The 18,371-nt window shown below is 72.9% G+C and carries 19 protein-coding genes; 7 read left to right on the top strand and 12 right to left on the bottom strand.

What is annotated here, in order from left to right:
* Window positions 1-46: 46 nt before the first annotated feature.
* Window positions 47-427: an ArsR/SmtB family transcription factor gene (locus RY076_RS10080; RefSeq protein ID WP_323097528.1), complete on the top strand. Its 381-nt coding sequence runs from the start codon at window positions 47-49 to the stop codon at window positions 425-427.
* 82 nt (window positions 428-509) lie between these two features.
* Window positions 510-977, top strand: coding sequence for a DinB family protein (locus tag RY076_RS10075; protein WP_413785757.1), 468 nt, complete (start codon window positions 510-512; stop codon window positions 975-977).
* 68 nt (window positions 978-1,045) lie between these two features.
* Here RY076_RS10075 and RY076_RS10070 read toward each other — a convergent pair whose 3' ends face one another.
* Together RY076_RS10070 and RY076_RS10065 are read right to left on the bottom strand one after the other, a co-directional pair.
* Window positions 1,046-1,462: an arsenate reductase ArsC gene (locus RY076_RS10070; RefSeq protein ID WP_323097526.1), complete on the bottom strand. Its 417-nt coding sequence runs from the start codon at window positions 1,460-1,462 to the stop codon at window positions 1,046-1,048.
* A 30-nt stretch (window positions 1,463-1,492) separates the two neighbouring features.
* Window positions 1,493-2,254 (bottom strand): MIP/aquaporin family protein, encoded by a 762-nt coding sequence (locus RY076_RS10065; protein WP_323097525.1) that lies wholly within the window; start codon window positions 2,252-2,254, stop codon window positions 1,493-1,495.
* A gap of 45 nt (window positions 2,255-2,299) precedes the next feature.
* Between RY076_RS10065 and RY076_RS10060 the strand changes: the two genes are divergently transcribed.
* On the top strand, window positions 2,300-2,983 hold the full coding sequence (locus RY076_RS10060; RefSeq protein ID WP_323097524.1) for an arsenate reductase/protein-tyrosine-phosphatase family protein: 684 nt from the start codon (window positions 2,300-2,302) through the stop codon (window positions 2,981-2,983).
* Window positions 2,984-2,998: 15 nt separating this feature from the next.
* On the opposite strand, the gene arsA is transcribed toward RY076_RS10060, so the two are convergent.
* On the bottom strand, window positions 2,999-4,810 hold the full coding sequence (gene arsA / locus RY076_RS10055; protein WP_323097523.1) for an arsenical pump-driving ATPase: 1,812 nt from the start codon (window positions 4,808-4,810) through the stop codon (window positions 2,999-3,001).
* 270 nt (window positions 4,811-5,080) lie between these two features.
* Between arsA and RY076_RS10050 the strand changes: the two genes are divergently transcribed.
* A complete protein-coding gene (locus RY076_RS10050; RefSeq protein ID WP_323097522.1) occupies window positions 5,081-5,905 on the top strand; it encodes a nucleotidyltransferase family protein in 825 nt (274 codons plus the stop codon).
* Between the two features lie 53 nt (window positions 5,906-5,958).
* On the opposite strand, the gene RY076_RS10045 is transcribed toward RY076_RS10050, so the two are convergent.
* Complete coding sequence (locus RY076_RS10045; RefSeq protein WP_323097521.1) at window positions 5,959-6,990, bottom strand: GNAT family N-acetyltransferase; 1,032 nt, start codon at window positions 6,988-6,990, stop codon at window positions 5,959-5,961.
* Between the two features lie 96 nt (window positions 6,991-7,086).
* Here RY076_RS10045 and RY076_RS10040 point away from each other — a divergent pair, with 96 nt between their 5' ends.
* Window positions 7,087-7,821 carry a hypothetical protein gene (locus RY076_RS10040; RefSeq protein WP_323097520.1) on the top strand — a complete coding sequence of 245 codons (735 nt, stop codon included), beginning with the start codon at window positions 7,087-7,089 and terminating at the stop codon, window positions 7,819-7,821.
* A gap of 12 nt (window positions 7,822-7,833) precedes the next feature.
* On the opposite strand, the gene RY076_RS10035 is transcribed toward RY076_RS10040, so the two are convergent.
* On the bottom strand, window positions 7,834-8,955 hold the full coding sequence (locus tag RY076_RS10035; protein WP_323097519.1) for a glutamate--cysteine ligase: 1,122 nt from the start codon (window positions 8,953-8,955) through the stop codon (window positions 7,834-7,836).
* A gap of 155 nt (window positions 8,956-9,110) precedes the next feature.
* Here RY076_RS10035 and RY076_RS10030 point away from each other — a divergent pair, with 155 nt between their 5' ends.
* On the top strand, window positions 9,111-10,592 hold the full coding sequence (locus RY076_RS10030) for an MDR family MFS transporter (RefSeq protein WP_323097518.1): 1,482 nt from the start codon (window positions 9,111-9,113) through the stop codon (window positions 10,590-10,592).
* Between the two features lie 118 nt (window positions 10,593-10,710).
* Here RY076_RS10030 and RY076_RS10025 read toward each other — a convergent pair whose 3' ends face one another.
* From RY076_RS10025 to RY076_RS10015, 3 genes are all read right to left on the bottom strand, one after another.
* Window positions 10,711-11,745, bottom strand: a complete 1,035-nt coding sequence (locus RY076_RS10025; RefSeq protein WP_323097517.1) for a DNA topoisomerase IB — start codon at window positions 11,743-11,745, stop codon at window positions 10,711-10,713.
* Between the two features lie 113 nt (window positions 11,746-11,858).
* A complete protein-coding gene (locus RY076_RS10020) occupies window positions 11,859-12,065 on the bottom strand; it encodes a hypothetical protein (protein ID WP_323097516.1) in 207 nt (68 codons plus the stop codon).
* Window positions 12,066-12,198: 133 nt separating this feature from the next.
* Window positions 12,199-12,813 carry a TetR/AcrR family transcriptional regulator gene (locus tag RY076_RS10015; protein ID WP_323097515.1) on the bottom strand — a complete coding sequence of 205 codons (615 nt, stop codon included), beginning with the start codon at window positions 12,811-12,813 and terminating at the stop codon, window positions 12,199-12,201.
* A 106-nt stretch (window positions 12,814-12,919) separates the two neighbouring features.
* On the opposite strand from RY076_RS10015, the gene RY076_RS10010 reads away from it, so the two are divergent.
* Window positions 12,920-14,269, top strand: coding sequence for an FAD-dependent oxidoreductase (locus tag RY076_RS10010; protein WP_323097514.1), 1,350 nt, complete (start codon window positions 12,920-12,922; stop codon window positions 14,267-14,269).
* Window positions 14,270-14,305: 36 nt separating this feature from the next.
* Here the strand turns inward: RY076_RS10010 and RY076_RS10005 are convergent, their stop codons facing one another.
* The 4 genes from RY076_RS10005 to recR all read right to left on the bottom strand — a co-directional run bounded on the left by RY076_RS10005 (window position 14,306) and on the right by recR (window position 18,306).
* Complete coding sequence (locus tag RY076_RS10005; protein ID WP_323097513.1) at window positions 14,306-15,433, bottom strand: WD40/YVTN/BNR-like repeat-containing protein; 1,128 nt, start codon at window positions 15,431-15,433, stop codon at window positions 14,306-14,308.
* 138 nt (window positions 15,434-15,571) lie between these two features.
* On the bottom strand, window positions 15,572-16,843 hold the full coding sequence (locus tag RY076_RS10000; protein WP_323097512.1) for an aspartate kinase: 1,272 nt from the start codon (window positions 16,841-16,843) through the stop codon (window positions 15,572-15,574).
* Between the two features lie 172 nt (window positions 16,844-17,015).
* Window positions 17,016-17,609, bottom strand: a complete 594-nt coding sequence (locus RY076_RS09995; protein WP_323097511.1) for a DUF5063 domain-containing protein — start codon at window positions 17,607-17,609, stop codon at window positions 17,016-17,018.
* Window positions 17,610-17,706: 97 nt separating this feature from the next.
* Complete coding sequence (gene recR / locus RY076_RS09990) at window positions 17,707-18,306, bottom strand: recombination mediator RecR (RefSeq protein ID WP_323097510.1); 600 nt, start codon at window positions 18,304-18,306, stop codon at window positions 17,707-17,709.
* Window positions 18,307-18,371: the final 65 nt, after the last annotated feature.

Below are 18,371 nucleotides of genomic sequence, written 5' to 3'. Positions count from 1 at the left end.
CGGCGCCATCTTGCATACCCATTTCGATGAGTGTCAAGATAGACACATGTCGAATCTGTTGGAGATCCGGGACGTGACCTCGCGTGACGGCGCACCCTCGGGCGGGGCCGCAGATGCGGCGTGCTGCACACCCCTGACGCGCGGCCCGCTGGGCGTCGAGGATGCGGAGCGCGCGGCCGGCATGTTCAAGGCGCTCGGCGACCCGGTGCGGCTGCGACTGTTCTCCAACATCGCCTCCTCCGAGGGTGGCGAGGCGTGCGTGTGCGACATCCAGGACGTCGGCGTCTCGCAGCCGACGGTGTCCCACCACCTCAAGAAGCTGCGCGAGGCCGGCCTGCTGGAGTCCGAGCGTCGCGGCACGTGGGTCTACTACCGGGTGGCGCCCGGGGTCCTTGCGGTGATGGCGCAGCTGCTCGCGCCGGCCTGAGCGCGCCCACGTCGGTCGGCTCATGGAACGCGTCGAGATAGCACACGAGATGCGAGCCGCCCGCGCTGACTTCCATGCGCTGGTGGAGAGCGCAGGCCGTCCCGAGCTGCGACGTGGCAGCAACGGGACCAGGTGGACGAACGAGCAGCTGCTGTTCCACATGCTCTTCGGCTACCTGCTCGTGCGAAACCTGCTGTGGCTCGTGCGCGCGTTCGGTCGACTACCCGATGCCGCGTCCCGGGGCTTCGCCGCGCTGCTGAACGCCGCCACGCGACCGTTCCACGTCGTCAACTACCTCGGATCCCTGGGTGGCCCGCACCTGCTGGGCAGCTCAGGCATGGAACGCGTCATGGACACCGTCACGGCGAGCCTCATCCGATTCCTGGAACGCGCGGACGATCGACTGCTGGCCCGCGGCATGCACTTCCCGACGGGGTGGGATCCCTACTTCCAGGACTACATGACCGTGCAGGAGGTCCTGCACTACGCGACCGTCCACTACCAGCACCACCGACGGCAGCTCACCCTGCACGACGCGCACGACGTCTAGGGGTGCCGCCACGCGGGCGACAGTCGGGATGGACGACGCGCCCAGTCGTCCCGCCGCCGCCGACGGCGTCAGCGTCCCGCTGGTGCGACGTCGAGCGAGACCAGCAGGTCGACGATGCGACGCCTGATGTCGTCGCGGATCGGGCGCACCGACTCGACGCCCTTACCGGCCGGGTCCTCGAGCTCCCAGTCCTCGTAGCGCTTGCCCGGGAAGATCGGGCAGGTGTCGCCGCAGCCCATCGTGATGACCACGTCGGACTCCTTGACGGCCTCGCTGGTGAGGATCTTCGGGGTCTCGGCGGTGATGTCGATGCCCTCCTCGGCCATGGCCGCGACGGCAGAGGGGTTGACCTGGTCGGCCGGCTCGGAGCCCGCGGAGCGGACCTCGACGGCGCCACCGGAGAGGTGGGTGAGGTAGGCGGCAGCCATCTGGGAGCGGCCGGCGTTGTGGATGCAGACGAACAGGACGGACGGCTTGTCGGCCATGGTGTTCTCTCCTCGATCAGGGGGTGGCGGTCAGGAGGTGGGCGCTGCCGGGATGGTGGCGGAGGTGTCGTCGTGGCCGTGCGGGACGACGACGTCGTCGGCGCTCTCACCGGCGTCCGGGTAGAGCGCCAGGGTCAGGGCCAGGCCGACAGCCAGGCCGATGAGCTGGGCGACGATGAACCCGGGCACCGACGCGGGGGCGATGCCGGCGAACGTGTCGGAGAAGACGCGGCCGATCGTGACAGCGGGGTTGGCGAACGAGGTGGAGCTGGTGAACCAGTACGCGGCACCGATGTAGGCCCCGACGGCGGGTGCGGCGAGGCCGGCGCGGCCGGTGCGCGCCAGCGCGAAGATGAGGGCGACGAGCCCGGCGGTGGCGACGACCTCGCCGATGCCGTGACCGACGCTCATGCGGTCCTTCGTCGAGATCGCGGTACCGACGCCGAACATCGCGTTCGCGAGCAGGGCGCCACCGACAGCCCCGATCACCTGTGCGACCGTGTACGCACCGACGTCGCGCAGGCCCAGGCCGTGACCCACTCGTCGCCCGAGGAACCAGTCCGCGAGCGAGACAACCGGGTTGAAGTGCGCCCCGGACACCGGCCCGAACAGCAGGATCAGGACCGTGAGGCCCAGCGTGGTGGCGAGGGAGTTCTCGAGCAGCTGCAGGCCGATGTCGTCCGGGGACAGCTGCTGGGCGGCGATCCCCGAGCCGATCACCACCGTCACGAGCAGCGCGGTACCGAGGAGCTCGGCCAGGAGGCGGCGGGGCAGCGGTGCGGGAGTCGTCACACCCCGATGTTGACGCGTCAGACTCGCTCAGTCAAACTTGAGTCAATGAACACTGAGCAAACGAGCGGGCTCGAGCGCCGCGTCCGGGCGCACGCGGCGCTGGCGGACATCACGCGGCTGCGGATCGTGGACCGCCTGTCGGTGAGTGACGCCGCGGCGTCCGAGCTCGGCGCGCTCCTCGACGTCCCGTCGAACCTGCTCGCCCACCACCTCAAGGTGCTGCAGGACGCCGGCCTCATCACCCGGCACCGGTCCGAAGGCGACGGCCGTCGGACGTACGTGACCCTCGTGCCCGCCGCCGTGAGCGCCGTGTCGACACCCGTCGGTGCGTTGGCGCAACCGTCGCGAGTGCTGTTCGTGTGCACCGCCAACACGGCCCGTTCGCACCTCGCCGCCGCGCTGTGGCGCCGAACAAGCCCCATCGTGGCAGCGTCCGCCGGCACCCACCCGGGGGATCGGATCAACGAACGCGCCGCTGCAGCTGCGGCACGTCATGGCCTCGACCTGCCGGAGGTCGCCCCCGCGATGCTCGCGGACATCGAGCGTGAGGGCGACCTCGTCATCACCGTCTGCGACCGCGCGCACGAGGAACTGCACGGGGCCGACTGGGCTCACTGGTCCATCCCCGACCCGGTCCCGTCAGGTGGCGCGCGCGCGTTCGACCGCGCGCTGGAGCTCATCGCCGGACGCGTCAGCGCCCTCGCACCGAGGTTCTCGGCGGCCGGCTGAGCCACAGGACCGAGATCATCGGAGGGCGGACAGAGCCGTCCCCTGGTCGGCGCCGATCGCACTGGGTGCCATGAGAGCGGCCAGGGCGGACGGGCCGACCGGCTCCTCGGCCAGCAGCGGGAGCGCCGCGACACGATGGCACCGGCTACGAACGCGCGCGAGCGACGGCGCCTCGGCGAGGGCACGGGTCCGCAGGAACGGCGAGCTCGGGGCCGCCGCGGTGAGGCAGGCATTGACGACCCAGGCCCACGGCGTGATGCCGGCACGCGCGAGGTCGTCCGCCAGCTCCTCGGCCTCGAGCACGGGCGTCGTCTCGGGAAGCGTGAGGATGACGACCTTGGTCTGCGATGGGTCCTGCAGCCGCATGAGCGGAGTGACGAAGCGGGCACCTTCACTCATCTGACGCGTGATCTCCCGATGGTAGGAACCGGTGGCGTCCAGCAGCAGCAGCGTGTGTCCGGTCGGCGCGGTGTCGAGCACGACGAACTGCTTGCGGGCCCGGAAGACCACGTGCGAGAACTGTTGGAACACCGCGACCTCGTCGGTGCACGGCGACTTCAGGTCCTCGGCCAGCGCCGCCCGGCCCGCGTCGTCGAGGGCCTTGCCCTTGCCGGCCATGACCCGGGCCCGGTACTCGGTGATCGCCTGCTGCGGGTCGATCCGCTCGACCGTGAGGTTCTCGACCTCGGCCTGCAGCGTCCGACCCAGGTGCGCCGCCGGGTCGGTCGTCGTGAGGAGCACCTGGTGGCCACGGCCGGCGAGCTCGAGGGCGACGGCGGCAGCGACGGTGGTCTTGCCGACCCCGCCCTTACCCATGCACATCACCAGGCCGTGACCGCCCGCCTCGAGGTCGTCGACGAGGTCCCGCAGCCCGACGACACCGGCGGGAAGCGACGAGGTCTCGGTGGTCGCGCCGGCCGACGGTGACGCCGGCTCGAGGAGCGCCCTGAGCGCCGGGACACCCACGGTGTTGAACGGCAGGAGGGCGATCGTGGTCCTGGGCAGCACCGACATGGCGGGCGGAAGGTCGTCCAGCGCTGCCTGCTCGCGGGAACGGATCGCCTCCGTCAGCGCGTCGGCGACAGAACCTGTTTCGTCCGCCGGCATGACGCCGTTCACGACGAGGTGGGCGTTCGTCATGCCCAGCGCCTGCAGCTCCTCGAAGGTGCGCGCGGCCTCGGCGACGGCGGATCGTTGTGGCCTGGTGACGAGGACGAGTCGGGTGCGGGCGGGGTCGATCAGGGCGGCGAGCGCGCCGGCGTAGTCGTGGCGGAGCCGGTCCAGACCGGCGACCGGGCCCAGGCACGAGACGTCGCCCTTGCCGTCGGACAGGTAGCTCGTCCACTCGCCCGGCAGCTGGAGCAGGCGGATGGTGTGCCCCGTCGGAGCCGTGTCGAAGAGGACGTGGTCATAGGCAGCGGTGGCGGCCTCGTCGGCGAGGAGCGTCGTGAACTCGTTGAACGAGGCGATCTCCGTCGTGCACGCGCCGGACAGCTGCTCGACCATCGCGGACACCTCGTCGGCGGGCAGCACGTCGCGCACGGGGTCGATGACGGTCGCGCGGTACGCGTCCGCCGCCTGCTGCGGGTCGATCTCCAGGGCGTCCAGTCCGGGTACACCGGCCACCGCGGTGATGGTGTTGCCGACGGTGACGCCGAACACCTGCCCGACGTTCGACGCGGGGTCGGTGCTCGCCAGCAGCACCGTGCGACCCTGCTCGGCCAACCGGACCGCCGTCGCGCAGGCGAGCGAGGTCTTGCCGACACCACCCTTGCCCGTGAAGAAGACGAACCGAGGCAGCGACTCGAGAAACGGCAGAGCAGTCATCACAGCAACCCTTGGGTGAAGGAGGTACCAGGCCATACGCGCGTCCGCGCTCCCCTCTCGCGGGGTGTCCGCGACCGAAGAGCGTGCACCGCGGTCGGTACCTCAAGGTTGGCAGCCACGGAGGGCCCGGTCGGGAAACTGAGGCCGAGTTCACCGGAGACGGCCATCACCCGGTCGGATCGTGACGACGCACGCGACGAGACCCCGGGAGGGGCGCTGGCAGGCCGGCCCACGGAGGACAAGGCGGCGCGTGCCGGAAAGGATGGGCGCATGGAGCGCCACCAGCTGGAGGAGATGGCCGCGTCCGTCGTCGAGGTCCACGGCGTCGTGGCGGTGGTGCTCGGCGGGAGCCGGGCCCGTGGCCGGCAGACCCCCGACTCGGACGTCGACCTCGGCCTGTACTACGAGCCCCCGCTCGACGTCGCCGGCCTCCAGCGCCTCGCCCGCCGGCTCGGTGACGCCGAGGCCGAGGTCACCGCTCCCGGCGGCTGGGGCCCGTGGGTCGACGGCGGCGCTTGGCTGCACCTCGATGGCACGGCCGTCGACTGGATCTACCGCGACGTGGCCCGCGTGCGCCGCTCGTGGGCCGACGCGCAGGAGGGCCGGTTCGACTTCCACCCGCAGGCCGGCCACCCGCTGGGCGTGCCCGACTTCGCCTACGCCGGTGAGCTGGCGCTCGGCGTCGTGCTCGCCGACCCGTCGGGCGCCCTCACGGCCCTGCAGCAGCAGGTGCGGGAGTACCCGCCGGCCCTGGCCGAGGCCGTGGTCGGCGGACTCTGGGAGGCCGAGCTCCTGCTCGCGGGTGCCCGGAAGGCGGTCGGCCGCGTCGACGCCACGTACGTCGCCGGGTGCCTCTTCCGCGCCGTGACGCTGTGCGCCCACGGCCTGCACGCCCGGGCCGGGCAGTGGGTGGTCAACGAGAAGGGGGTCGTGGCCGAGGCGGGCGACCTCGAGGTCGCTCCGACGGACTTCGCCGCCCGAGCCCAGCGCCTCCTCGGCGCCCTCGGCACGACGCCGGAGGCCCTGGCCACGACGCTGCGGGAGGCGGAGGCGCTCGTCGCCGAGACGCGTCGGGCCTGCGCCGACGCGGCGTGACTCGGCGCTCGAGGTCAGCGCTCGAGGTCAGCGCTCGAGGTCAGCGCTCGAGGTCAGCGCTCGACGTCGACGTGCTGGTGCCAGGACTGGGTGCGGTAGTCGGTGACCCAGCCCATCGCGGTGTAGAGCCCGTCGGCGCCGGTCGGGGAGTCGGCGTCCACCTCGAGGCCGACGCGGCCCCGCCCCTGCGCGGCTGCCTCGGCGATGACCCGGTTCAGCAGCGCCTTGGCGACGCCGCGCCCGCGCGCCCGGCGGTGCACGCCGATGTAGTCGATGTAGCTGCCCTCGACACCGTCGGCGTCGGGCGGCAGCACCGTGGAGACGACGGCGCCGGCGGGCAGCTCGCCGTCGTCGGTCTGCACCGTCGCGAGCCACCAGTGGTCCCAACGGTGGCCGGGGTCCTCGCGCAGGCGCATGACGAACTCGGGGAAGCTCTCGCGGTAGCTGCTGAAGTGGTCCTGGAACGACTCCTCGAGCACGCGGTGCACGGCCTGCAGGTCGGCGGCGACCGGCAAACCGTCGTCGTGCTGCTCGACCGGGCGCACCGTGACGCCCTCGCGCGGACCGGGGAGGCTCGTGGCCTCCTCGGGCGCGACGCGTCGGGTCATCTGCAGCCACGTGCGCGTGCACTCGTACCCGGCGGCCGCGAGCCACCCCTGCTGACGGGGGTCGTCGGCGTACGCGCCCGAGTCGAGCAGCGTCGAGCGCAGGCCGCGCATCGCGGCGATGTCGAGGGCGTGCCGGCGCCCCGACGCGAAGAGCGCACCGGCGAGCGCCGCCGCGTCGGCGTCGGGCAGCGTGGGCGTCACCGTCACCTCGACGACGGTGCGTCCGGCCGCGCGGTCGTGCACCGACAGCCACGCGACGAGAGCCCCGTCGGGGTCGTGCACGAGGGCCTGCCGACGCGTCCACGACCCGATGCCGGCCAGCTGGCCGAGCAGGGCGTCCGGGTCGACGCTCGACGACCCCTTCGCGGCACGCTGGTGGTCGGCGAGCAGCGCGGCCACCGCGGGCGCGTCGTCGGCGTCGGGGACCCGCGCGGTCCACGGACGGGGCAGGTCGAGGGTCACCGGCAGCTCACGCATGGCCCCACTCTCCCATCCCCCTGCCACCGAACCTGCCGCGTCGGGACGTCCCGCGCCGCACACTGGAGGCCAACGTCCGTCCGAAGGAGCGTCGACATGACGAGCGGCCCTGACCCCCTCCCCGGTGCCGACGGTTCCGCTCGCACCGCCCCTGCCGTCCCGGCTCCCGCACCCCCGGCACCCTCCCCCGCCTCCGCACCCGCCGCGTCGGCGCTGCCGGTGTTCCTCTCGACGGAGCACTGGAGCCTGCTCGGCACCCGGTCGATGACGTGGTCGGAGGTCATGAGCCGCATCCAGATCCACCTGACCGTGCTGTCGGCGTTCCTCGTCGTCCTCGCCCTGACCGCGCAGGCCACCGGCTTCGGCACGCCCTTCCGGGTGCTCGCGATCGGTTTCGCGTCGGCCGCCCTCGTCATGGGGACCCTCACGGCGGTCCGCGTCAACGCGGCGAGCCTCGAGGACGCCGACCTCGTCCGCTCGATGAACCGCATCAGGCACGCCTACGTCGACCTCGTCCCGGAGCTCGCGCCCTATCTCACCGCCGGGACCCACGACGACGACGCCGGCCTCATGCACACCTATGCGCTGGGGCGCCGCCGTAACACGGCGCTGCACGTCGTCGGCAGCACCGGCGTCTTCCTCATGGCCGTCAACACGCTCGTCGCGGGCACGCTGGGCGCGCTGGTCGCCGACGCGTCGGGCGCCGGGACAGCGCTCACCGTCGTCGTCGGCGTCGTCACCGCCCTGCTCTACGCCCTCAGCCAGCTCGAGATGGGCCGGCGCACCTTCACGACCGAGCGTGACGTGCGCTTCCCCACCGGCGCCGGGTGACCGCCCGACACCTCAGGCGTCGACCTGGCAGGCGGTGACGCGCACCGCCTCGGCCACGACGTCGGAGAGCCGGCCGGTCCGGGCCAGCACGGCCCGCTGACGCACCGCGCCGTTGCCCTCCTCGCGCAGCCGGTCCAGGCCCGCTGTCACCGCCGCGAGGTCGCCGGCGGACTCCAGCGCCGGTCCGACGTAGTCGAGGAGCGAGGCGATGACGAACCAGCACGGACGCGGAAGCCCGCTCTGCCAGTCGATGAGCTGGCCCTCGACGCCGTCACGCCCGGCCTGCCACGACGCGAACCGCAGCAGCTGCGTCGGCACGTCCGGCGGGCTCTGCCCCCGCCGCCACTCCTGCGCGGCCGTCTCGACGAGACCCCGGCACAGGGCCGCGAGCACGACGGCCTCCTCGACGGTGGCGCAGACGTCGGCGGCCCGCACCTCGACGGTCGGATAGTGCTCGGACAGCCGTGCGTCCATGTACACCATCCCCGCATCGAGGATGACCGAGCTGAGCACCATCTCGCGCACCCGCCGGTGGTAGGCCTCGGCCGATCCGAAGACGTCGGGCGGCCCCCACGACGGCCAGCGGGCCAGCATCTGCGAACGGAAGCTGGCGTACCCGGTGCTCTCGCCGCGCCAGAACGGCGAGTTGGCGCTGATGGCGAGCAGGGTCGGCAGCCAGACGCGGATCCGGTCGATGACACCCACGCCCTCCTCGTCGCCGTCGACCGACACGTGCACGTGACACCCGCAGATGAGGTGCTCGCGGGCGAGCAGCCCGTAGCGGTCCGCCATCCACGCGTAGCGCGTCGACTGGGCGACGACCGGGTTCACCGGCAGCGGTGAGGTCGCGAGCGCCGCGACCCCGGAGCCCGTGCCGTCGGCGGCCCGGATCGCCTCGGCGCGCCATCGCCGCACCTCCGCGCGCAGCGCCGGCAACGCGGCGGCCGGAGCCGTGTGCGTCTCGATCTGCTGCTGCTGGAACTCGCCCTCGACGGCCCCGTGGACCCCGACACCGGCCACCTCGGGCGGGTCGTGCGCGGCACGGACGAGCAACAGGCTCGACAGGGGGCGGGGACGACCGTTGCGGACGTCCACGAGGAGCATCTCCTCCTCGATGCCGAGAGTCCGGACCATCGGGTTCCTTCCGCGCCACCGGGGACGGGACGGGGGCCCGCGACTGCTGCCGGGCCCGTACCAGTCTGGAGCCGACCGAGCGCCGCCCGCACGGGAATGCACGGGCCGCCGAGCCGCTTGTCCCTCCAGTGTCGCCACGAGACCCGAGGAGCGCCATGACCCAGGCCACCAGCACCGACGCCGCAGCGAACCGACGCGACGGCGTGGGGTTCCGATCGGAGCGCGGGCCCATCCTCGTCGCGCTCATGCTCTCGACGGCCCTCATCGCCCTCGACTCCACGATCATCGCCACGGCCGTGCCCTCGATCGTCGACGACCTCGGCGGCCTCGCGCAGTTCCCGTGGCTCTTCTCCGTCTACCTGCTCGCGCAGGCGGTGTCGGTGCCGGTGTACGCCAAGCTCGCCGACACCCTCGGCCGCAAGCCGGTCATCCTCTTCGGCATCGGGTTGTTCCTGCTCGGCTCGGTCATGTGCGGACTTGCCTGGGACATGGGCTCGCTCATCGTCATGCGCGCCGTTCAGGGCCTCGGCGCCGGTGCGGTGCTGCCGCTGACGATCACCATCGCCGGCGACATCTACACGGTCGCCGAGCGCGCCAAGGCGCAGGGCTACATCGCGTCGGTCTGGGCGATGTCCTCGGTCGTCGGCCCGACGCTCGGCGGCGTCTTCTCCCAGTTCGTCTCGTGGCGCTGGATCTTCCTCGTCAACATCCCCTTCTGTCTCCTCGCCGCCTGGATGCTGTGGCGCAGCTACCACGAGTCGGTCGAGCGGCGCCGGCACCGCATCGACTACGCGGGGGCGAGCGTCCTCACCGTGTCCGTGACGCTGCTCATCCTCGCCGTGCTCGAGGGCGGGCAGGCGTGGGCGTGGACCTCGTGGCAGAGCATCGGCGCGTTCGTCGTCGGCGGCCTGCTGCTCGCCGCGTTCGTGCTCATCGAACGCCGCGCCGCCGAGCCGGTCCTGCCGCTGCACCTCTTCGGCCGGCGCCTCATCCTGGCCACCTCGCTCATCTCCATCGGCGTGGGCAGCGTCCTCATCGGACTCACCTCCTACGTCCCGACCTTCCTCGAGCGCACGACGGGCGCGACGCCGCTCGTGGCCGGGCTCGCCGTTGCCGCCCTGACGCTCGGCTGGCCGATCTCCGCGGCCCAGTCCGGCCGCCTCTACCTGCGCATCGGGTTCCGGCCGACCGCCCTCATCGGCCTCGTCCTCGCCGGGGTCGGGACGCTCGTGCTCTGGCTCGTCAGCGCCCACCCGAACGTGTGGACCACGGCGCTGTCGTGCTTCGTCGTCGGCCTCGGGCTCGGCCTCGTCGCCACCCCGACGCTCGTGGCGGCCCAGGCGTCGGTGCCGTGGCACGAACGGGGCGTCGTGACCGGCTCGAACATGTTCATGCGCTCGGTCGGCAGCGCCGTCGGCGTCGCCGTCTTCGGGGCCATCGCCAACGCCGTCATCGCGCGGTCGGGCGGCGACGCGTCGCCCGACGCCGTCGGGGCGGGCTCGAGCGCGGTGTTCCTCGCGGTGCTCGTGGCGGCGGCGGTCAGCGTCCTGGCCGGGCTGCTCATGCCGGCCACCCGCGCCGACGACCTGCAGGCGGCGTCCGCCACCGACCGGGAGCCGGAGGAAGCCACCGCCTGAGCCGGGCAGCCGTCCGGGCGTGGAGCCCTGCTGCCGTCCCGCCGTGGCTGGACCGTGGTGGTGGTCGGGCACGGGCTGCCACCGTCTCCCGGCCGCGGCGGGGATTTCGTGGCCGGGGCTACTCGGCGCCCTTGACCAGGCGGATGACGGCGCGTTCGAGCGCGTCGCGGTCTCGCACCCGGACGAGCTCGCCGCCCTCCAGGCGTGCCCGGTCGGCCTTCGTCAGTCGGCCCAGGCTTCGGGCGACGGTGCGACCGACCGCGTACTCGTCGAGGACGCGCGGGTCGACGTAGGACCGCCGGGCCACCGCGGGCGTGTTGCCGAGGTGCTCCGACACGACCTTCATGGCGTCCTTCTCGGCGCGCTTCTGCTCACGTTCGGTCTCCGCAGGGCCCGTCCGGGCCAGTGTGACGGCGGCCGTGACGGTGGCGGCCCACGTGCGCAGGTCCTTGACCGTGTACTCGTCGCCGACGAGCTCCTTGAACGCGACGTTGAGGTCGGCGGAGTGCAGCTCGTGCCAGCCGTCGCGGTCGCGGTGGGCGAGCAGCCGCTCCCCCGGGTAGCCGCTTCGCTTGAGCGACAGCACGGTTCGCGCCAGGAGCTGGTCGGTCATGACGGCCTCGCGCAGCACCCCGGACTTGGCCGGAAACTCGAAGGTGATGTCCTCACCGCTCACCGACACGTGCTGGCGCAGCAGCGTCGCGACACCGTGGGAGCCGTGCTCGGCCTCGTACTCGTCGCCGCCGGTGCGGAACAGGCCCGCGTCGAGCATGCGAAGGGCCGCAGCGGTGACGCGTCGGCGACCCAGTCCGGTGGCGCGCAGCTCGGAGGCGACCTGCTTGCGCGCCTCGGGCAGCCGCTTGGCGAGGGTGAGCACGCGGTCGTGCTTCTCGCGGTCGCGGGCCTCGTGCCACTTCTCGTGGTAGAGGTACTGGCGCCGACCGGCGTCGTCGGTGCCGACGGCCTGGATGTGCCCGTGGGGGTGCGGGCTGATCCAGACGTCCTGCCACGCCGGCGGGATGACGAGCGCCTTGGCCCGCTCGCGGGTGTCGGCGTCGACCGCCCTGCCGTCGGCGTCGACGTATCCGAAGCCCGTGCCACGGCGGACGCGGCGCACGCCGGGGCCGTCGATGGTGCTGCGCCGCAGTCTCATGGGCCACACGTACCCCGAGGGGCACGCATCAGCACGCGTCGGTCGGCGGGCGTCAGGCGTCGGCAGGCGTCGGCGAGGGGCGCTCGGGCCCACCACGCAGCGGCGGGATCCGCTCAGGCGGAGGCGGTGTCGCTCTCCGGGACAGGCGCACTGCGCGAGGCATCACGAGTGTCGGCCACCCGGTCGGGGCCGTCGGGCGCGCGGACCGGGACGATGTCCGGCACCGGGATGTCCTCCATCCCCGGCGGCAGTGGCGGGTCGGGCGTGACCGGCGGGAAGACCGTTCCGTCGCTGTTGAGGTGGGATTCGTGAGGGGTCACGGTTATCGCCTTCATCCCCCGAGGATGCGGACAGGTGGTTACCTCTTCGACCATACCCGCGTGGCCAGATCGAAAACATGGGCCGGGATCGGCCGGGGGGCCCGCCCGGTCCGGGCGACGTCGCGGCCGGCGGTCACGCGAGCAACGCTGCGGCCAGGGCATTTCGGAGGAAGGCCTCATAACGGGACACCGACCATCTCCGCTCGACGACGAGCCGGTTGTAGAGCATCGGGTCCATGTACAGCCAGCACACGTCGGCGGCGGCCGCGCGCGTGACTCCCCGTCGCAGACCGCCGACGGCCGCCAGGTGCCGGACGAACTGCTGGGCGCCGAAGAGGCGGTTGGCGTCGGCGACGCCCTTGAGAGCCGCGGCCTCCGCGTCGGTGTCGGAGGCGAGCACGAGGACCGTGCCGATGGGCGCGACGCGGCGGGCGATGTCGCGCACGATCCGCACCCACCGGTCGAGGGCGTCCGCCGGGTCGGTCGTGGCCTGCAGGGCGCGGACGGCGGGGCGATCGGCGAACGCGACCGGCTCGTCGTCGCCGACGATCGCCCAGTCGTACGCCTCCTTGAGGAGGGCCACCTTGCCGCCGACGGCGTCGAAGACCGTCTTGCGACTGACCCCGGCCCGCGCGGCCACGGCGTCGATCGTCGTCGCGGCGTAGCCGTGCTGGACGAAGAGCTCACTGGCTGCCTCGACGACGGCGCGGCGGGTGCGGCGGGCCTGCGCCTCCCGCAAACCGGACACATAGGCCCGTTTCGGACCCGAGCTCACCGAGGTTCCCGGAAACCGCTTGACGTCATCGCCACATGCTTTCACTCTGGGTTAAGTCAATACACCGACAGTAACACCAATGGGGGTGATGATCGTGAGGGTCGCGATCATCGGGGCCGGACCAGCGGGGCTGGTCACCGGCATCGGCCTGGCCCGTCGTGGCCACGAGGTCGTCGCCGTCGACCGTGACGCCGGGCCGCCCGCCAACGGGCGCTGGGACCGCCGCGGCGTCATGCAGTTCCACCACGCCCACGCCTTCCGCCCGCAGGTCGGACAGACGCTGCGCGAGATCGCGCCCGACGCCTGGGACGCGTGGCTCGCCGCCGGCGCCGAACCGGTGACGATGACCACGCCCGACGGCACCGAGGTGCTCGGCGGCATGCGGTCACGCCGAGAGACCTTCGAGCGCGCCGTGCGGTCGACCGCCGCCCGGCAGCCCGGGCTCACCCTCGAGACCGGGCACGTCGACGGCCTCACGACCCGGCGCGGACGCGTCGGCGGCATCAGCGTCGACGGCCACGACCTCCCCGCCGACCTCGTCGTCGATGCGTCGGGCCGCTCCGGTCGGGTCAACCGGCACCTGCGCGCGCCCGGCGTCGGCGGCGAGTGCGGCATCGCCTACGTCGACCGCCAGTACCGGCTGCGGCCCGGGGAGCAGCCGCCGCTGACCAACCCCATCGCCTGGCAGGGCAGCTACGACGGCTTCGGCGTGCTCGTCTTCGTCCACGAGCAGGGCATCTTCTCGGCCCTGCTCATCCGCAACACGTCCGACCGCTCGCTCGTCGACCTGCGCCACACGGCTGCGTTCGAGGCGGCCGCGGCCGCCGTACCGGGCCTCGCCGCGTGGACCGACCCGTCCGTGGCGACGCCCCTCACCGACGTGCTGCCCGGCGGTCCGCTGCTCAACGTCTACCGGGGGCAGCAGGGCCCCGACGGCCGGCCGGCGCTGCCCGGGCTCGTCTTCGTCGGCGACTCCGTGTGCACGACGACCCCGAACTTCGGGCGCGGCATCACCACCTCCCTGCTCCAGGTCGCCGAGCTGCTCCGGCTCGTCGACGAGCACCGCACCGACGTCGAGGCCGTGGCGGGCGGGCTCGACGCGTTCGGCGAGGAGCGCATGCGGCCCTGGGTGGAGGACCACGTGCAGATGGACTCCGCGCAGGCCCGGCGGTGGGCCGGCGACGACGTCGACCTGTCGGGGCCACTGCCCTCCGACGTCATCATGATGGCCGCCGACCGCGATCCCTCCATCGGCGAGGCCATCGGGCCGTACGCCGCGATGGCCGCCCTGCCCACGAGCCTGCGGGCGGCCGAGGACCGCGCCCGCGCCGTGTACGCGACGGGCTGGCGGCACCCCTTCGACCCGGGCCCGACACGTGGCGAGCTCGCCGAGGTCGTTGCCCGGGCCGTCCCAGCGGCCGCCCGCTGACGCGTCGGGACCGACGCGTCGGGAGCGAGGCACCGGTCAGCGGTGCAGGACGCCGACGCGGCCCTGCTCGCCGGACGCCCAGCAGGCGCCGTCGCTGGTGCACTCGACCGAGTCGAAGCTGCCGGTGTCGAACGTCGCCCACGAGCGGCCGCCGTCCGTCGAGACGTCCGAGCCGGTCGGGCCGACCGCGAGCACCGTCCGCGCGGTGTGGGGCACCCAGGCCGAACCGGACCGGTAGCCGGACGGGTTGGACGTCGAGGCGTGCCAGGTGCGGCCACCGTCGTCGGTCCACGCCGCGTTGCGGGTCGCGCCGGTGGGGGTGGCGAAGTCGCCGCCGAGCAGGACGCCGCGGCGGGCGTCGCGGAAGGTGACCGAGAAGATGCCGGCCGAGGGGCCACCCGCGACGGGGGTGTCGGCGACGGTCCACGTGTGACCGTGGTCGGTCGAGGTGAACAGGCGCGCCGGGTCGACGCCGCCGCTCGCGAGGTACGTGCGGCCGCCGACGCCGGTGGTCAGGCACGTGCCGGAGGCGGCGAAGCCGAACTCGCCGGCCTGCGCCGCCGGCATCCCGGCGGGGTCGACGAGCGACCACGAGCGTCCGCCGTCGCGTGTCTCGACGAGGCGGAACCTCCCGTCGACGGGGTCGCTCATGGCCAGGCCACGGCGCGGCGAGCTGAACGCCATGCAGTCGTAGAAGGCGGCCGGGTCGGTGTTGCGGAACGTCTCGGTCCAGCTCGCGCCCCCGTCGGCGGTGGTGAGGATCCGCGAGTCGGTCCCCTCGCCGATCGACAGCACGACGGCGTGCCGGGCGTCGAAGGCCTCGATGTCGCGGAACTGCAGCGCGTCGGTGCCGAGCCCGGCCGGGCTGACGTCACGCCACGACGCGCCGCCGTCGGTCGTGCGCAGCACCGTGCCGTTCGTGCCGCTGACCCAGGCGACGTCGCGCGAGACGGGCGCGAGGCCGCGGAACCGCTCCGTCGTGCCGGTCGGCGTCGCGGTCCACGCCCAGTCGGACGCGTCGGCGCCCTGCTGCCGGGCGGCGTCCGGGGCTGTGCGGGAGGCGTCGGGCGTCGGGGCGGATCCGGCGGAGGAGGTCATGGCGGTCCCCGTGAGGAGGGCGGACGCGGCGAGGGCCGCGAGGACGAGTCGCGCAGATCTGGTCATACCCGCCGAACGTAGTCCGGTCGAGGTGGTTCGGCGCGCCGGAGCGCGACCGGTCACCTCGACCCGGCACAGACCTCGCAGGTCGAGGTGGTTCGGCGCGCCGGAGCGCGACCGGTCACCTCGACCGGGTGGGAGACCTCAGCGGCCGGTGCCGCCGTAGACGATGGCGTCCTCGGACGAGTCGAGGCCGAAGGCCGTGTGGACGGCGCGGACGGCGTCGTCGAGCTGCTCGGCGCGGGTCACCGCCGAGACGCGGATCTCGGAGGTCGAGATCATCTCGATGTTGATGCCGGCCTCGGCGAGCGCGCCGAAGAACTTCGCCGAGACGCCCGGGTGGCTCTTCATGCCGGCGCCGACGAGGGCGATCTTGCCGATCTTGTCGTCGAGGCGCAGGTCCTCGTACTCGACCTCGTGCTTGATCGACTGGAGCACCTGCATGCCCCGCGCGCCGTCGGCCTGGGGCAGGGTGAAGGAGATGTCGGTCTTGGCCGTCTCGGCCGCCGACACGTTCTGCACGATCATGTCGATGTTGATGCCGGCCTCGGCGATCGCGCCGAAGATCTTGGCGGCGACGCCGACCCGGTCGGGCACCCCGACGATGGTGATCTTGGCCTCGCTGCGGTCGTGGGCGATGCCGGCGATGATCGGAGCTTCCACAGCGCCTTCTCCTTCGTAGGGGTTGTCCTTGACCCACGTGCCTGCGCGCTGGGACCACGAGGAACGGACGTGGATCGGGATGCCGTAGCGGCGGGCGTACTCGACGCAGCGCAGGTGCAGGATCTTGCTGCCGTTGGCGGCGAGGTCGAGCATCTCCTCCATCGACAGCACGTCGAGCTTGCGGGCACTCGGCAGGATGCGCGGGTCGGCGGTGAAGACGCCGTCGACGTCGGTGTAGATCTCGCAGACGTCGGCGCCGAGGGCTGCGGCGAGCGCGACGGCGGTGGTGTCGGAGCCGCCACGGCCGAGCGTCGTGATGTCCTTCGTCGTCTGGCTGACGCCCTGGAAGCCGGCGACGATCGCGATGTGGCCCGCCTCGAGGGCGCTCTGGATGCGGCCCGGCGTCACATCGATGATGCGGGCGGCGCCGTGCGCGTCGTCGGTGATGACGCCGGCCTGGCTGCCGGTGAAGGAACGGGCCTCCGCGCCGAGCTGGGCGATGGCCATCGCGACGAGGGCCATCGAGATGCGCTCGCCCGAGGTGAGCAGCATGTCGAGCTCGCGGGCCGGCGGCGTCGGCGTCACCTGCTCGGCGAGGTCCATGAGCTCGTCCGTCGTGTCGCCCATGGCCGAGACGACGACGCAGACCGAGTGGCCGGCCTTCTGCGTCTCGACGATGCGGCGGGCCACGCGCTTGATGGCCTCGGCGTCGGACACGGACGACCCGCCGTACTTCTGGACGACGATGCTCACTCGTTGCTCCGGATCTGCTCGGGATCTGCCCCTGGCTGGGCACCCCGAGTCTAGGCGGGAGGCCCCGTCCGGCGACCGGCCGGTCATCATGGTGAGACGTCCGTCGCCGGCCTCGGACGGCCGGAGGATCTGCGGCTTTCCGGGGCTCGTCCCGAGTGCGGTGGCGGACGCGTCAGGGGTGCAGCGCGTCGAACTCGGCCTCGCCGACGGTCTCGTCGTCGACGTCGAGCCGCAGGTGCGACAGGATCGACTGGAGCGCGCGCAGCGCCACCATGGCGCGGTCGCCCCACTCGGACAGGTAGCTGAACTGCCACCACCACAGCGCCTCGACGCGACGCCCCGACGCGTAGTGCTTGAGCCCGTGGCTCAGCGCCACCGCGATGTCGACGAGGTCGTTGGTGATCGAGCCGTCGGCCCGCTCGGACGACGTGATGGGGTCGATGACGTAGACGTAGTCGTCGATGCCCGCGAAGACGTTGGCCAGGCCGGTGCGCAGCGGATCGGCGTCGTCCTCGCCGGCGTCCGGTTCGAAGCGCTCCTCGGGCACGACGTCCTGGATCGCGCCGAGCCGCGCTCCCGCGACGAGCACCTGCGACAGGGCCAGCGTCAGGATCGGCAGGGCGGTGTCGGGCGAGCTGCCCGAGGCCACCTCGGTGACCGAGGTGAGGAAGGCGCTGGCCTCGGCCGCCGTGAGGTCGGCGAGGCCGGAGAGGTCGTCGATCTCCTGCTGGTCGGCGGTGGCGTCGGTCCCCGGCTCCGTGCTCATGGGGACCAGCATGCCGCATGCGCTCACGGCGTCGGGGCCCGGGACCGGGGCTTCGGGGGGCGGCGGGGGCAGCGTCAGGCGTCGACGCGTCGGGCGCTCACGCGTCGACGCGTCGGCGACCCTCGAAGGCCCGCCCGAGGGTGACCTCGTCGGCGTACTCGAGATCGCCACCGACCGGCAGGCCGGACGCGAGGCGGGTGACCGTGACGCCGACGTCGCGCAGCAGCCGGGACAGGTAGGTGGCCGTGGCCTCGCCCTCGAGGTTGGGGTCGGTGGCGATGATGACCTCCTCGACCTCCCCCGAGGCGAGACGGGTCATGAGCTCGCGGACGCGCAGGTCGTCGGGGCCGATGCCGTCGATGGGACTGATCGCGCCGCCGAGCACGTGGTAGGTGCCGCGGAACTCGCGGGTGCGCTCGATGGCGACGACGTCCTTGGGCTCCTCGACGACGCAGATGGCGGTCTGGTCGCGGCGGGGGTCGGCGCAGATGCGGCAGCGCTCGGCCTGCGCGACGTTGCCGCACACCTCGCAGAACCGGACGCGCGCCTTGACCTCGGTCAGCGCCGTGACGAGTCGCGTGACGTCCTCGGAGTCGGCCTGGAGCAGGTGGAAGGCGATGCGCTGGGCACTCTTGGGCCCCACGCCGGGGAGCCGTCCGAGCTCGTCGATGAGGTCCTGAACCGCGCCTTCGTACACACCGCAACCCTAAGCCCGACCGGTGTCAGCCCCGGTACCGAACCGCGGACGCGCGACGTGGTGGG

This window comes from Intrasporangium zincisolvens (assembly GCF_034724055.1).
Classification (GTDB): domain Bacteria; phylum Actinomycetota; class Actinomycetes; order Actinomycetales; family Dermatophilaceae; genus Monashia; species Monashia zincisolvens.
Note: the sequence above shows the minus strand (reverse complement) of the source record. Positions and strands in the feature narration are given on the sequence as shown.